Annotated in this window: 10 protein-coding genes; 5 read left to right on the top strand and 5 right to left on the bottom strand. The window is 60.6% G+C overall.

Annotation, left to right across the window (positions count from 1 at the left end):
- Nucleotides 1–136: 136 nt before the first annotated feature.
- From zipA to AC1DKH_RS12370, 3 genes are all read right to left on the bottom strand, one after another.
- Nucleotides 137–997 carry a cell division protein ZipA gene (gene zipA, locus AC1DKH_RS12360; protein WP_477760194.1) on the bottom strand — a complete coding sequence of 287 codons (861 nt, stop codon included), beginning with the start codon at nt 995–997 and terminating at the stop codon, nt 137–139.
- A gap of 258 nt (nt 998–1,255) precedes the next feature.
- The gene (gene smc / locus AC1DKH_RS12365; RefSeq protein ID WP_477798298.1) at nt 1,256–4,744 is read right to left on the bottom strand and encodes a chromosome segregation protein SMC; all 3,489 of its coding nucleotides are present in this window, start codon (nt 4,742–4,744) and stop codon (nt 1,256–1,258) included.
- Between the two features lie 2 nt (nt 4,745–4,746).
- A complete protein-coding gene (locus AC1DKH_RS12370; RefSeq protein WP_477762381.1) occupies nt 4,747–5,406 on the bottom strand; it encodes a GntR family transcriptional regulator in 660 nt (219 codons plus the stop codon).
- Between the two features lie 267 nt (nt 5,407–5,673).
- Between AC1DKH_RS12370 and xdhA the strand changes: the two genes are divergently transcribed.
- The 4 genes from xdhA (at nt 5,674) to guaD (ending at nt 11,811) form a co-directional block, all read left to right on the top strand.
- Nucleotides 5,674–7,128, top strand: a complete 1,455-nt coding sequence (gene xdhA / locus AC1DKH_RS12375) for a xanthine dehydrogenase small subunit (protein ID WP_477798299.1) — start codon at nt 5,674–5,676, stop codon at nt 7,126–7,128.
- Entirely contained in the window at nt 7,121–9,520 is a 2,400-nt protein-coding gene (gene xdhB / locus AC1DKH_RS12380; RefSeq protein ID WP_477798300.1) for a xanthine dehydrogenase molybdopterin binding subunit, read from the top strand. Before xdhA ends, xdhB begins: the two co-directional genes overlap by 8 nt.
- Before the next feature lie 135 nt (nt 9,521–9,655).
- Nucleotides 9,656–10,498 carry a xanthine dehydrogenase accessory protein XdhC gene (gene xdhC / locus AC1DKH_RS12385; protein ID WP_477755851.1) on the top strand — a complete coding sequence of 281 codons (843 nt, stop codon included), beginning with the start codon at nt 9,656–9,658 and terminating at the stop codon, nt 10,496–10,498.
- A gap of 8 nt (nt 10,499–10,506) precedes the next feature.
- Nucleotides 10,507–11,811: a guanine deaminase gene (guaD, locus tag AC1DKH_RS12390; RefSeq protein ID WP_477798301.1), complete on the top strand. Its 1,305-nt coding sequence runs from the start codon at nt 10,507–10,509 to the stop codon at nt 11,809–11,811.
- Nucleotides 11,812–11,990: 179 nt separating this feature from the next.
- Here guaD and AC1DKH_RS12395 read toward each other — a convergent pair whose 3' ends face one another.
- The gene (locus tag AC1DKH_RS12395; RefSeq protein ID WP_477752618.1) at nt 11,991–12,755 is read right to left on the bottom strand and encodes a GntR family transcriptional regulator; all 765 of its coding nucleotides are present in this window, start codon (nt 12,753–12,755) and stop codon (nt 11,991–11,993) included.
- Nucleotides 12,756–13,080: 325 nt separating this feature from the next.
- Between AC1DKH_RS12395 and AC1DKH_RS12400 the strand changes: the two genes are divergently transcribed.
- On the top strand, nt 13,081–14,274 hold the full coding sequence (locus AC1DKH_RS12400; protein ID WP_477798302.1) for a benzoate/H(+) symporter BenE family transporter: 1,194 nt from the start codon (nt 13,081–13,083) through the stop codon (nt 14,272–14,274).
- 159 nt (nt 14,275–14,433) lie between these two features.
- Here the strand turns inward: AC1DKH_RS12400 and AC1DKH_RS12405 are convergent, their stop codons facing one another.
- Nucleotides 14,434–14,778, bottom strand: a complete 345-nt coding sequence (locus AC1DKH_RS12405) for a YggL family protein (protein WP_007971486.1) — start codon at nt 14,776–14,778, stop codon at nt 14,434–14,436.
- Nucleotides 14,779–14,900 lie beyond the last annotated feature (122 nt).

Here is a 14,900-nt window from a genome sequence, read left to right on the forward strand (position 1 = left end):
GAGGCTGCTCCTATTTAATCTAATCAGGTTCAAGAGATCGCAGCCTCGTTTCACTCGACAGCTCCTACACAGCTCCTACGGCAAATCGCAATCCTGTAGGAGCTGTCGAGTGAAACGAGGCTGCGATCTGTTGCTTTTATCGTTTCTGGGTCAGGGCACGGCGCTCGAATTCGACGATGCGCTGACGGTAGTGTTCGATCGTCTGGGCGGTCAGTACGCTGCGCTGGTCGTCCTTCAGTTCGCCGTTGAGCTCCTGGGACAATTTGCGCGCCGCTGCCACCATCACATCGAAGGCTTGCTTCGGATGACGCGGGCCTGGCAGCCCCAGGAAGAAGCTCACCGCCGGGGTGCTGAAGTGGTCGATGTCGTCCAGGTCGAATACGCCCGGTTTGACCGCATTAGCCATGGAAAACAGCACCTCGCCGTTGCCCGCCATGCTTTCGTGACGATGGAAAATATCCATCTCGCCGAAACGCAGGCCACTCTCCAGAATGTTCTGCAACAGCGCCGGGCCCTTGAAGCCGGCAGCGTCGCGGCAGATCACGCTGATCACCAGCACTTCTTCAGCTTGCGGTTGTTCTTTGCCGTTGACCGAAGGCGAAGCCTTGGTGTCATCCGGGAAGTCGTCATCACGGCTGCTGAAGCCCGGGCCGCCGTCCAGATCCAGGCTGAGGTTCATGTCGCCCTGGGAAGGCTCGCTGTGGCCACGCTTGCCGCGCTTGGAGCCCGACTCGCGAGGCTCGCGGGCCGGCATGCTCACCGACGGCAGATCCTGCTCGTCCAGTTGCGGCTCTTTATGCGTGTCCAGCACGCGCGGCGGGCCCAGCAGCTCGGCGCTGGCGCTGCTGTCCTCGTCCGGCAGATTGGACAGACTTCGATCAAGACGGAACTTCAGTTTTCCCTTGCCGCCGCGCATACGGCGCCAGCCATCGAAAAGAATACCGGCAATGACAATAATGCCGATGACGATCAGCCACTCGCGCAGACCGATTTCCATGTAATCCCGTGCCTCTATGAAAAATGCTGAAAAATAAGGGGTTTACAACCTGCAAACCGCTTTAAAACGTGGCGCCAACTCTATGTTCTGACAGGCGTTTTGCCCACGTATACGAAAAATTGACATTAAACTAGCACGACCAAAGGCAACTTTACACCGTCTGCCACGTTGGCTAGCGCGAATATGTCGATTGGCCAGCAAGTCGAAGCCAGCAAAAGAGTCCTACAAACCGTAAACACCCTTTCCTGAAACCCCGACTCAGGCATCCACCATTGCCATCGCCTCCTCGACATCCACGGCCACCAGACGTGAACAACCGGGTTCGTGCATCGTCACACCCATCAGTTGTTCGGCCATTTCCATGGCGATCTTGTTGTGGGTGATGTAGATGAACTGCACTGTCTGTGACATCTCTTTTACCAACCGCGCGTAGCGTCCAACGTTAGCGTCATCCAGTGGCGCGTCAACCTCATCGAGCATGCAGAACGGCGCCGGGTTCAATTTGAAGATCGCAAAAACCAGGGCCAATGCGGTCAGGGCTTTTTCGCCGCCGGAGAGCAAATGGATGGTGCTGTTCTTCTTTCCTGGCGGCTGCGCCATGATTGTTACCCCTGTATCGAGTAGATCTTCGCCCGTCAGTTCCAAATACGCGCGGCCTCCACCGAAAACTTTTGGGAAAAGCGCCTGTAAACCGCCATTGATCTGATCAAAGGTATCCTTGAAACGGTTACGGGTTTCCTTGTCGATCTTGCGAATCACGTTCTCAAGGGTATCGAGCGCTTCCACCAGATCGTCGTTCTGGGCATCCAGATAACGTTTACGCTCCGATTGTTGCTGGTACTCATCGATGGCCGCCAGGTTGATCGCGCCCAGACGCTGGATCCTCGCAGCGATGCGCTCGAGTTCTTCCTCGGCATCCTTCTCGCTGGCCTCGGCAGTCAAAGTCGCGAGTACGCCGTGGAGATCGTAGCCGTCTTCCAGCAATTGGTCCTGCAAGGTCTTGCGGCGCACGCTCAGGGCTTGCCATTCCATGCGCTGGGTTTCGAGCTGACTGCGAATCAACTGGGATTGTTGTTCGGCCTGGCTGCGGCGTTTCTCGGCGTCGCGCAGTTCGCGGTCGGCGTCTTCGAGGGCGATCTGCGCGGTCTTGAGTTCTTCGTCGACGGTCATGCGTTTGTCGAGCAACTCCTCGAGTTTCAGGCGCAGTTCTTCCAGTGGCGCTTCGCCCTCCTCCAGATTGAGGCTCAGTTGCTCGCGTTTTTCGGTCAGCCGCTCGGACTGCATCTCCAGACGCTCCAGCGCCTGGCGCGTGGAATCGTGCTGGGCCTTGAGCGAGCCCAGACGCACCGCCAACTGATGGGCGTGATCCTTGTGCTGCCGGGCTTCCTGGCGCACCCGGTCCAGGCGTTCGCGCAGGCTGTCGCGCTGGGCCAGCAGCAACTCACGCTGCTCGGTGTCCAGCGCCATGCTGTCGAGGGCTTCCTGCAATTGCAGGCGCGCTTCACCGATGTTCTCGTGCTCCAGGGCCCGCTGCTCGTCCAGCTCGGTGAGCTCTTCGTCGAGGCGGGTACGCCGCAGGGTCAACTGTTCGGCCTTGGCCTTGCCGGCGGAAAGCTGAGCCTTCAATTCACCTTGCTGACGGGCTTCGTCCTGCAGCAAACGGCGCAAATGTTCGCGACCGTTTTCCTGCTGACGCTGCTGCGCCCTGAGATTTTGCAGTTGGGTTTCCAAGGTTTCGACCGCGGCTTCGCGCTCCTCACGCTCAAGACCCAATTGCTGGATTTCCTGACCGCGAGCGAGCACGCCGCTTTCGGCTTCACTGGCCCGACGCACCCGCAGAAAATGCCGACCGACCCAGTAACCGTCACGGCTGATCAGGCTCTGCCCGGCGGCCAGTTGACCGCGCAAGGCCAAGGCCTGTTCGAGGCTGTCGACCGGCTTGACCTGCCCCAGCCACGGCGACAGATCGATCTGCGCCTCGACCTTGTCCAGCAAGCTGCCCGGAACTCGCATGCCATCGCTGGCCGGGCTGAGCAAACGCAAATCGCCTTGGGCGAACCCGGACAGATCGAAATCGTTGAAATCGTCCACCAGCACCGCTTGCAGGTCGGCACCAAGCACGGTTTCCACCGCCAGCTCCCAACCGGCTTCAACTTTCAGGCCCTCGGCCAGGCGCGGGCGATCGGCCAGATGTTGGTCGCGAAGCCATTCGGCGGTGCCGGTGCCCGGATCGAGCGCGGCTTGCTGCAAGGCTTCGAGTGAAGCCAGTCGACCGTTGAGCCGCTGCAAATCGCCCTGGGCCTGCTGTTGCGCCGTCAGAGCCAGCTGCAGCTCCTGACGCAATTGTTCAAGCTTTTCGACCTGAGCTTCTTCGCTGGTCTGCAAATCCTCAAGGGTCGCTTCGGATTCGGCGAGCTGCTCGCTGAGTTCCATGATCGCCGCGTCTTCCGGGTCCGCCGAGAGCAAGGCGCGCTCTTCGCCAAGACGCTTCTGGCGATCGGCCAGGCGCTCCAGGCTGGTTTCCAGCTGCTGGATCCGCGACTGCTGCACTTCGGCCTGACGACGCGGCTCGGCGGCGGTGAGATTGAACGTATCCCACTGCTCCTGCCAGCCATGCATGGTGGTCTCGGATTCTTCCAGCGCGGCAGCGGCCTCTTCGGCGGCGGCACTGGTGACTTCCTGCTCCGGGGTGAGCATGTCCAGCTCTTCGCCGAGGGTCAGCAGCAGCGTGCGGTCGTGGCCCAAGTGCGATTCGGTTTCCAGGCGCGCGCGTTCGGCCTCTTTCAGGTCATCCTGCAACTGGCGCAAACGCTGCTGACCGTGCTGGATGCTCTGCTCGACCCGGGCAATGTCGCCGCCGACCGAGTAGAAGCGCCCCTGCACCAGGTTGAAGCGTTCCGACAGGTCATGGTGCCCGTCACGCAGGCGCTCGATGCTTGCGTCGGCATTGCGCTGTTCGGCCACCAGGGCTTCGAAAGAAACTTCCTGGGTGCCGATGATCGCTTCACGCTGGCCGACCTGATCGTTCAGCGCCTGCCAGCGCAGGGCCGATAATTGGGCCTTGAGCTGACGTTCCTCGCCCTTGTATTCCTGATACTTCTTCGCCGCCTCGGCCTGGCGGTGCAAGCGTTCGAGTTGACGCTCAAGCTCTTCGCGCAGGTCGGTCAGGCGCTCCAGGTTTTCGTGGGTGCGGCGAATGCGGTTTTCCGTCTCGCGCCGGCGCTCCTTGTACTTGGAGATGCCCGCGGCTTCTTCGATGAAGTTGCGCAGGTCTTCGGGCTTGGACTCGATCAGCTTGGAGATCATCCCCTGCTCGATGATCGAGTAGCTGCGCGGGCCAAGACCGGTGCCGAGGAAGATATCGGTGATGTCACGGCGCCGGCATTTGGTGCCGTTGAGGTAATAGGTGGTCTGGCTGTCGCGGGTCACTTTGCGACGAATGGAAATTTCCGCATAGGCGGCGTACTCACCGAGCAATGTGCCGTCGGAGTTATCGAACACCAGTTCGATGCTCGCCTGGCTCACCGGTTTGCGGCTGGTCGAGCCGTTGAAGATGACGTCGGTCATCGACTCGCCGCGCAGGTTCTTCGCCGAACTCTCGCCCATCACCCAGCGCACGGCGTCGATGATGTTCGATTTGCCGCAGCCATTGGGCCCGACCACCGCCGCCATGTTACTGGGGAAGTTCACCGTGGTCGGGTCGACGAAGGACTTGAACCCCGCCAGTTTGATGCACTTGAGCCGCACGCTCAGGCGTCCGTCAGGGCAGAAACCACCAGATCGCAACTGCGCTGGGCGTAAGCCGTCAGCACTTCGCGGATCTGCGGAAAGTCACGGGCCAGCACGGCAGCGAGCAAGCGTTCGAACAGCTCGAGGAATTCGCTCATCGACGCTTTGCGCTGGTCCAGCGCGAGGAAATACGCACGGCTCATGGCCGGCTGCAGATTCTCGACTGTCTCCTGCAAGTACGGGTTGTTGGCGAACGGATACGCGGCGCGCATCACATTGAAGCTGTCGTCGACGAAGGTGCGGATGTCCTGACGCTCGTAGCTGGCAGTCAGGCGCTGCTGGATCTGCACGAACGGCGCCATGTCGGCCTGGATTTTCCAGCCACTGGCCACCGAGTTACCGAGCAGGATGTAGAGCTCGCTCATCAATGTGCACAGGCTCTGCACCTTGTGCGGCGTGAGTTCGGTAACGTGGGCGCCACGTCGCGGCAGGATCGCGATCAGGTGCCGACGTTCGAGGATCAGCAAGGCCTCGCGAACCGAACCACGGCTGACGTTGAGGGCAAGCGTGACCTTCTGTTCCTGGATGCGCTCCCCGGGCTTCATTTCGCCGCGAATGATACGTTCGGCGAGGTGGTGAGCGATTTGCTCGGCGAGGCTGTCCGGCGCCTTGAACGTCATGGTTGTCCTTCAAACTCTTCGATCTGTACAAGCGGCGCAGTGTAGCGCAATTGCTGCATCAGGGCGGAGTGCCCGCCCGGTGGTTTTTGGCACGATTCAAGCCAAAAAGCAGGCTATCGAACCAACGACAATAATTAAGGAACAGGTGGTTAATCGACAAATTGCAGTTTCCTGACCCTTAAGTCAGAAAATCATTGACCGAAAAGTCAGACCTGCTAAATTCAGTTCCTATCGGTTAACAACAATAATGAGTCTGCGAGGCCTTCCGTGATCCAGTTTTTACTAAACCAGGAACTCCGTAGCGAGCACGCCCTGGACCCGAACCTGACCGTGCTCAATTATCTGCGCGACCATGTGGGCAAACCCGGCACCAAAGAAGGCTGCGCCAGCGGTGACTGCGGCGCCTGCACCGTAGTAGTCGGCGAATTGCAGACGGATGACGACGGCCGCGAACACATTCGCTATCGCAGCCTCAACTCGTGCCTGACGTTCGTTTCGTCCCTGCACGGCAAACAGCTCATCAGCGTTGAAGACCTCAAGCACAAAGGTGAACTGCACAGCGTGCAGAAAGCCATGGTCGAGTGCCACGGCTCGCAATGCGGCTTCTGCACCCCAGGCTTCGTGATGTCGCTGTTTGCCCTGCAAAAGAACAGCGATGCGCCGGATCATGCCAAGGCCCACGAAGCACTGGCCGGCAATCTGTGCCGCTGCACCGGCTACCGGCCGATCCTGGAAGCCGCCGAGCAGTCCTGCTGCGGCAAGCAGCCGGACCAGTTCGACATCCGTGAGGCCGACACCATCGCACGCCTGAAAGCCATTGCCCCGACCGATATCGGCGAACTCAACAGCGGCGACAAACGCTGCCTGGTGCCGCTGACCGTGGCCGACCTGGCCGACCTCTACGACGCTTATCCACAGGCCCGCCTGCTGGCCGGCGGTACCGACCTGGCGCTGGAAGTCACGCAGTTCCACCGCACCCTGCCGGTGATGATCTACGTTGGCAACGTCGCCGAGATGAAGCGCATCGAACGTTTTGACGATCGCCTGGAAATCGGCGCCGCCACCGCCCTTTCCGATTGCTACGAGGCCTTGAACGCCGAGTACCCGGACTTCGGTGAATTGCTGCACCGCTTCGCGTCGTTGCAGATTCGCAACCAGGGCACCCTGGGCGGCAACATCGGCAACGCTTCGCCGATTGGTGACTCGCCGCCCCTGCTGATCGCCCTCGGCGCGCAAATCGTGCTGTGCAAAGGCGAAACCCGCCGCACCCTGGCGCTGGAAGATTACTTCATCGATTACCGCGTCACTGCGCGTCAGGAAAGCGAGTTCATCGAGAAGATCATCGTGCCGCGTGCCAGCGCCGAAAAACTGTTCCGTGCCTACAAGATCTCCAAGCGTCTGGACGATGACATTTCGGCGGTGTGCGCCGCCTTCAACATTCGCCTGGAAAACGGCGTGGTGGCCGAAGCCCGCGTCGCCTTTGGCGGCATGGCGGCTATCCCGAAACGCGCCGCCGCCTGCGAAGCCGCGCTGCTCGGTGCGCCATTCAACAACGCTACAGTTGAACGCGCCTGCGCCGCCCTGGGCGAAGATTTCACGCCGCTCTCGGACTTCCGCGCCAGCAAGGAATATCGCCTGCTCAGCGCGCAGAACCTGCTGCGCAAATACTTCATCGAACTGCAAACACCGCACATCGAGACTCGGGTGACCGCTTATGTCTAATCATCACGCCGTAGAGAAGACCCAAGCCGAATTGGCTGAACTGTTCGCCAAGGACCTGACCACCGGTGTCGGCCGCAGCGTCAAGCACGACAGCGCCGCCAAGCATGTGGCCGGTGAAGCGCAGTACATCGACGATCGCCTGGAGTTTCCGAACCAGTTGCACGTTTATGCGCGCATGTCGGACCGCGCCCACGCCCGGATCATCAGTATCGACACCGCCCCCTGCTACGCCTTCGAAGGCGTGCGCATCGCCATCACCCACGAAGACGTGCCAGGCCTGAAGGACATCGGTCCGTTGCTGCCGGGCGATCCTCTGCTGGCCATCGACACCGTGCAATTCGTCGGTCAACCGGTGATCGCCGTGGCAGCGAAAGACCTGGAAACCGCGCGCAAGGCGGCCATGGCCGCGATCATCGAATACGAAGACCTGGAACCTGTGCTGGACGTGGTCGAAGCCCTGCGCAAACGCCACTTCGTACTCGACAGCCATACCCACAAACGCGGCGATTCAGCCACGGCGCTGGCCACCGCCGAGCACCGCATCCAGGGCACCTTGCACATCGGCGGCCAGGAACACTTCTACCTGGAAACCCAGATCTCTTCGGTGATGCCCACCGAAGACGGTGGCATGATCGTCTACTGCTCCACGCAAAACCCCACCGAAGTGCAGAAACTGGTGGCCGAAGTGCTGGACGTGTCGATGAACAAGATCGTCGTCGACATGCGCCGCATGGGTGGTGGTTTCGGCGGCAAGGAAACCCAGGCGGCGAGCCCGGCGTGCCTGTGCGCGGTGATTGCTCACCTCACCGGCCAGCCGACCAAGATGCGCCTGCCGCGGGTCGAAGACATGCTGATGACCGGCAAGCGTCACCCGTTCTATGTCGAGTACGACGTCGGCTTCGACAGCACCGGTCGCCTGCACGGCATCAACCTGGAACTGGCCGGCAACTGCGGTTGCTCGCCTGACCTGTCGGCGTCGATCGTCGACCGGGCGATGTTCCACTCGGACAACTCGTATTACCTGGGCGATGCGACCATCAACGGTCACCGTTGCAAGACCAACACCGCGTCGAACACCGCCTACCGTGGCTTCGGCGGCCCGCAAGGCATGGTCGCCATCGAAGAAGTGATGGACGCCATCGCCCGGCACCTGGCCCTTGATCCGTTGGCAGTGCGCAAGGCCAACTACTACGGCAAGACCGAGCGCAACGTCACCCATTACTACCAGACCGTCGAGCACAACATGCTCGAAGAGATGACCGCGGAACTGGAAGAAAGCAGCCAGTACGCCGAGCGTCGCGAGGCGATCCGTCGCTACAACGCCAACAGCCCGATCCTGAAAAAAGGCCTGGCGCTGACCCCGGTGAAATTCGGCATTTCCTTCACCGCCAGCTTCCTCAACCAGGCCGGTGCCCTGGTGCACGTCTACACCGACGGCAGCATCCACCTCAACCATGGCGGCACCGAAATGGGCCAGGGCCTGAACACCAAGGTCGCGCAGGTCGTGGCCGAAGTGTTCCAGGTGGAAATGGACCGCGTACAGATCACCGCGACCAACACCGACAAGGTGCCGAACACCTCGCCGACCGCCGCTTCCAGTGGTGCCGACCTGAACGGCAAGGCTGCACAGAACGCTGCCGAAACCATCAAGCAACGCCTGGTGGAATTCGCGGCTCGCCAGTACAAGGTCAGCGAAGAAGACGTGGAATTCCACAACGGCCACGTGCGGGTTCGCGATCATATCCTGACCTTCGAAGCGCTGATCCAGCAGGCGTACTTCGCCCAGGTGTCGCTGTCGAGCACCGGCTTCTACAAGACCCCGAAAATCTACTACGACCGCAGCCAGGCGCGCGGCCGTCCGTTCTACTACTTCGCCTTTGGCGCGGCGTGCTGCGAAGTGCTGGTCGATACCTTGACCGGCGAATACAAGATGCTGCGCACCGATATCCTCCACGACGTCGGCGCCTCGCTGAACCCGGCCATCGACATCGGTCAGGTCGAGGGCGGTTTCATCCAGGGCATGGGCTGGCTGACCATGGAAGAGCTGGTGTGGAACAACAAGGGCAAGCTGATGACCAACGGCCCGGCCAGCTACAAGATCCCGGCCGTGGCGGACATGCCGCTGGACCTGCGCGTCAAGCTGGTGGAAAACCGCAAGAACCCGGAAGACACAGTGTTCCATTCCAAGGCCGTGGGCGAGCCGCCGTTCATGCTCGGCATTGCCTCCTGGTGTGCGATCAAGGACGCCGTGGCGAGCCTGGGCGATTACAAGCATCAACCGAAAATCGACGCACCGGCGACTCCGGAGCGGGTGTTGTGGGGTTGTGAGCAGATGCGCCAGCTGAAGGCAGCGAAGGCTGTCGAAGCCCAGACCGAGTTGGCTTCGCTCTAAGACCGAGGTGCGGCTATCGCGAGCAAGCTCGCTCCCACAGGGTTATGTGCTGACTGTTGGACCTGTACAAATCCAATGTGGGAGCGAGCTTGCTCGCGATGGCGGACTAACAGACACACAGATGTCGAGGTGAACATGTACAACTGGATCGACGCCCTCGCCGACCTGCAAAACCGGGGTGAGCCCTGCGTGCTGGTGACCATCATCGAAGAGCTCGGCTCGACGCCGCGCAACGCTGGCTCGAAGATGGTCATCAGCGCGAACCAGAGCTTCGACACCATCGGTGGCGGGCACTTGGAATACAAGGCCATGAAGATCGCCCGCGAGATGCTCGCCAGTGGCAAGCAGGACACGCATCTGGAGCGCTTCAGCCTCGGTGCCAGTCTCGGCCAGTGCTGCGGTGGTGCAACCGTTTTGCTGTTCGAACCGATGGGGCAGGTTCAAGCGCAGATCGCCGTGTTCGGTGCCGGCCACGTCGGCCGCGCCCTGGTGCCGCTGCTGGCCAGCCTGCCTTGCCGGGTGCGCTGGATCGACTCGCGGGAGGAGGAATTCCCCGAGCATATCCCCCACGGTGTGCGCAAGATCGTCAGCGAAGAACCGGTGGATGAAATCGATGACCTGCCCGCCGGCAGCTACTGCATCGTGATGACCCACAACCATCAACTCGACCTCGAACTGACCGCTGCGATCCTCAAGCGCAACGACTTCGCCTACTTCGGCCTGATCGGTTCGAAGACCAAACGGGTGAAGTTCGAACATCGCCTGCGCGACCGCGGTTTCGACAACAGCGTCGTGCAACGCATGCGCTGCCCGATGGGCATCGGCGAAGTCAAAGGCAAGTTGCCTGTGGAAATCGCCATCTCCATCGCCGGTGAAATCATCGCCACCTATAACGCGAACTTCGGGCAGCACACCGCCAGCGCCGGATCGATTGCCAAACTGCTGCCTGCGTCACGCCGCAGCCAAGCCTCCAATTGAGAATCCCCATGCCACTGACTCGCAAAGCTTACCGCGCCGCCATCCTGCACAGCATCGCCGACCCCGCCATCGTTGGTATCGAAGCCTCCTACGAGTATTTCGAAGACGGCTTGCTGGTTGTGGATAACGGGCAGATCAGCGCCCTCGGCCACGCCAGCGAATTGCTGCCGACCCTGCCGGCTGACGTCGAAATCACCCACTATCAGGACGCACTGATCACTCCCGGCTTCATCGACACCCATATCCACCTGCCGCAAACCGGCATGGTCGGCGCCTACGGCGAGCAATTGCTGGACTGGCTCAACACCTACACCTTCCCGTGCGAAAGCCGGTTCGCCAACAAGGCCCATGCCGATGAAGTCGCGGACATTTTCATCAAGGAACTGCTGCGCAACGGCACCACCACTGCGCTGGTATTCGGAAGCGTGCACCCGCAATCGGTGAACTCGTTCTTCGAAGCCGCCGAGCAACTGGACCTGCGGATGATCGCCGGCAAGGTGATGATGGACCGCAACGCCCCGGACTACCTGACCGACACCGCCGAATCCAGCTACGTCGAAAGCAAGGCGCTGATCGAGCGCTGGCACGGCAAGGGTCGCCTGCACTATGCAGTGACGCCACGCTTCGCACCGACCAGCACCCCGGAACAGCTGACCCTGGCCGGCCAGTTGCTGACCGAGTACCCGGATCTGTACATGCAGACCCACATCAGCGAAAACCTCAAGGAAATCGAGTGGGTCAAGGCGCTGTTCCCGGAGCGCAAGGGTTACCTGGACGTCTACGACCACTACCGGTTGCTCGGCGAACGCTCGGTGTTCGCCCACGGCGTGCACCTGTGCGATGACGAATGCGCGCGACTGGCGGAGACCGGTTCGGCCATCTCGTTCTGCCCGACCTCGAACTTCTTCCTCGGCAGCGGCCTGTTCAACCTGCCGATGGCCGAGAAGCACAACCTCAATGTCGGCATCGGCACCGATGTCGGCGGCGGCACCAGTTTCTCGCTGCTGCAAACCCTCAACGAAGCCTACAAGGTCATGCAACTGCAAGGTGCACGCCTGAGTCCGTTCAAGTCGCTGTACCTGGCCACCCTCGGCGGCGCTCGTGCGCTGCGCCTGGAAGACAAGATCGGCAACCTGCAACCGGGCACCGACGCCGACTTCCTGGTGCTGGACTACAACGCCACACCGCTGCTGGGCTATCGCCTGAAGCAGGCCAATAACATCGCCGAGACGTTGTTTGTGTTGATGACTCTGGGGGATGACCGGACTGTTCAGCAGACCTATGCGGCGGGGAACCTGGTGCATCAGCGCTAAGTTCTTTCCGGGCATAAAAAATCCCCCGCAATCGTCAGATTCCGGGGGATTTTTTTGATCCTCTGTAGGAGCGAGCTTGCTCGCGAAGAACGCAAGAGCGCCGCAGTAATTCAGGCACCCCGTGTTATCGTTCACGACCATCGTCGGAACGCCGCCCGGAGCAAGCTCGCTCCTACAGATCAGATTTTCGCGGTCGACCGCCCAGGCTTCTTGGTCTGCAGCAAATGCGAGAACACCGCATGCAGATCATCCGAAGCACTTTCTTCGTCGAGGTTGAGCTTGCTGTCGATGTGATCCATGTGATGCATCATCAGGTTCACCGCCAGTTCAGCGTCGCGCTTTTCGATGGCGTCGATCAGCTGGGTGTGCTCGTCGTAGGAGCAGTGAGAACGGTTGCCGCTTTCGTACTGGGCGATGATCAGCGACGTCTGGGACACCAGGCTGCGCTGGAAACTGATCAGCGGCGCGTTTTTCGCCGCTTCTGCCAGTTTCAGGTGGAATTCGCCCGACAGGCGGATGCCGGCACCACGGTCGCCACGGGAAAAGCTGTCGCGTTCGTCATTGACCATCTGGCGCAATTCGGCAATCTGCTCGGCGGTGGCGTGTTGCACCGCCAGCTCAGTGATCGCGCGCTCGACCAGACGCCGGGCCATGAACACCTGGCGCGCCTCCTCGACACTCGGACTGGCGACCACAGCGCCGCGATTCGGACGCAGCAGCACCACGCCTTCATGGGCCAGGCGCGACAAAGCGCGGCGAATGATGGTGCGGCTGACCCCGAAAATTTCCCCCAGCGCTTCTTCGCTCAACTTGGTGCCGGGCGCCAGGCGCTGTTCGAGGATGGCCTCGAAGATATGCGCGTAGACAATATCGTCCTGGGTACCGCTACGGCCGGCTTTGCCTGCTCGCGGTTGTTTCTTTAGGGGTTGCAACTGTTCGTTCATGGGCACTCGAGTCGGAAGAACTGCGGCGAATTGACGGTGACTGTATTACGGCACGGTGGGTCGCTGGCAAGTATCGCGTAAATAACATAGCGATTGTACACAATGGACGGTGGCAACACGACTGTACGGCTGAAAGTCGCCTCGGCTGTATCGCAACGTCTGGTTACTTTTGAGTTTAGGCTTTAACGCAGAATCCGCAGCCTGAACACGATCCCTGTAGGCGCTGCCGAAGGCTGCGATCTTTTGATCTTGAAAAATCAAAAGATCGCAGCCTTCGGCAGCGCCTACAGGGAATATCTTCATTAGTAGAAGGAACACCACCGTCATGAACGACGCCACGCACGCGCAGCTCCGCCCTTTGGCCGACACCTCGCCCTCGGCCATCGTCGCTGGCTTCATCGCCATGATGACCGGTTACACCAGCTCCCTGGTGCTGATGTTCCAGGCCGGGCAAGCCGCGGGGCTAAGCAGCGGGCAGATTTCTTCGTGGATCTGGGCCATCTCGATCGGCATGGCGGTGTGCTCGATTGGCCTGTCCCTGCGCTATCGCACGCCGATCACCATTGCCTGGTCGACCCCCGGCGCCGCGCTGCTGATCACCAGCCTGGGCGGCGTGAGCTACGGCGAAGCCATCGGGGCCTACATCACCTGCGCGGTGCTGGTGACAATTTGCGGGCTGACCGGCAGCTTCGAACGGCTGATGAAAAAGATTCCCGCATCCCTGGCCGCCGCCCTGCTGGCGGGGATCCTGTTCAAGATCGGCAGCGAGATTTTCGTCGCAGCGCAACACCGCACCGCCCTGGTACTGGGGATGTTTGTCACTTATCTGGTGGTCAAGCGCCTGTCGCCACGCTATGCGGTGTTGGCCGCATTGCTGATCGGCACGGCATTGTCGGGCTTCATGGGGCTGCTGGACTTCAGCGGTTTCCACCTGGAAGTGGCCACGCCGGTCTGGACCACGCCGCACTTCTCCCTGGCCGCGACCATCAGCATCGGCATCCCGCTGTTTGTCGTCGCCATGACCTCACAAAACATGCCCGGCATCGCCGTATTGCGCGCCGATGGTTACACGGTGCCCGCTTCGCCGCTGATCACCACCACCGGCATCGCCAGTTTGCTGCTGGCACCGTTCGGTTCCCACGGGATCAATCTGGCGGCGATCAGCGCGGCGATCTGCACCGGACCGCACGCCCATGAGGATCGCCACAAACGCTACACCGCAGCAGTCTGGTGCGGGGTTTTCTACGGGATCGCCGGGGTGTTCGGCGCGACGCTCGCAGCATTGTTTGCCGCGCTGCCCAAGGAACTGGTGCTGTCGATTGCGGCGCTGGCGCTGTTCGGCTCGATCATCAACGGCTTGAGCATCGCCATGAGCGAAGTGAAGGAACGTGAAGCAGCGCTGATCACCTTCATGGTCACGGCATCGGGGCTGACGCTGTTTTCCATCGGTTCGGCGTTCTGGGGGATTGTCGCGGGGGTTTTGACGTTGGTTATTCTGAATTGGCGCAAGGCCCTGTAGGAGCGAGCTTGCTCCGGGCGGCGTTCCGACGATGAACCTGAGAGCACTGCGGGGTGTCAGGTTTCCAGCGTTATCGTTGACGACCTTCGCGAGCAAGCTCGTTCCTACAAAAAAAAGCAAAAAAAACGGCGACCCTTGGGTCGCCGTTTTTTTAGAACATCAAGCTACCGGATTGATCGGCTTTTCCGGGTACCAGACGTCCAGCAGCGGGCTGACTTCAACGCTGGTCAGCTCGGTGCGGCCTTTGAGCCAGGCTTCAACGGCTGCGCGCTGTTCAGCGCTGACCGAGCCACGCTTCTGCAGGCAAACCAGACCGTAGTCGTCGCCGCCAACATAACCCAGACCGTTGGCTTCCATGGCTTCTTTGAGGAACGCATCGAGGAAAGCATCAATGGCTTCATCAGCCAAATCTTCTTTGAAATCCAGGTTCAGTTCGAAACCCAGCTCTTGAAATTCATCGACGCACAGTTTTTTGCGCAGACGCTGGGAACGGTTAGTCGCCATTGGAACAATCCTCTTAAGTAATAACGGGCGGCACTTTAGCAGTTTAAGCCGCCGATTGCCTGACTCTCTGGGCCACCACGCCTACCGTCGGTAAAAAAATAGCCGATCCAAATGCCCACGCA

The organism is Pseudomonas sp. 05L36, from assembly GCF_056398125.1.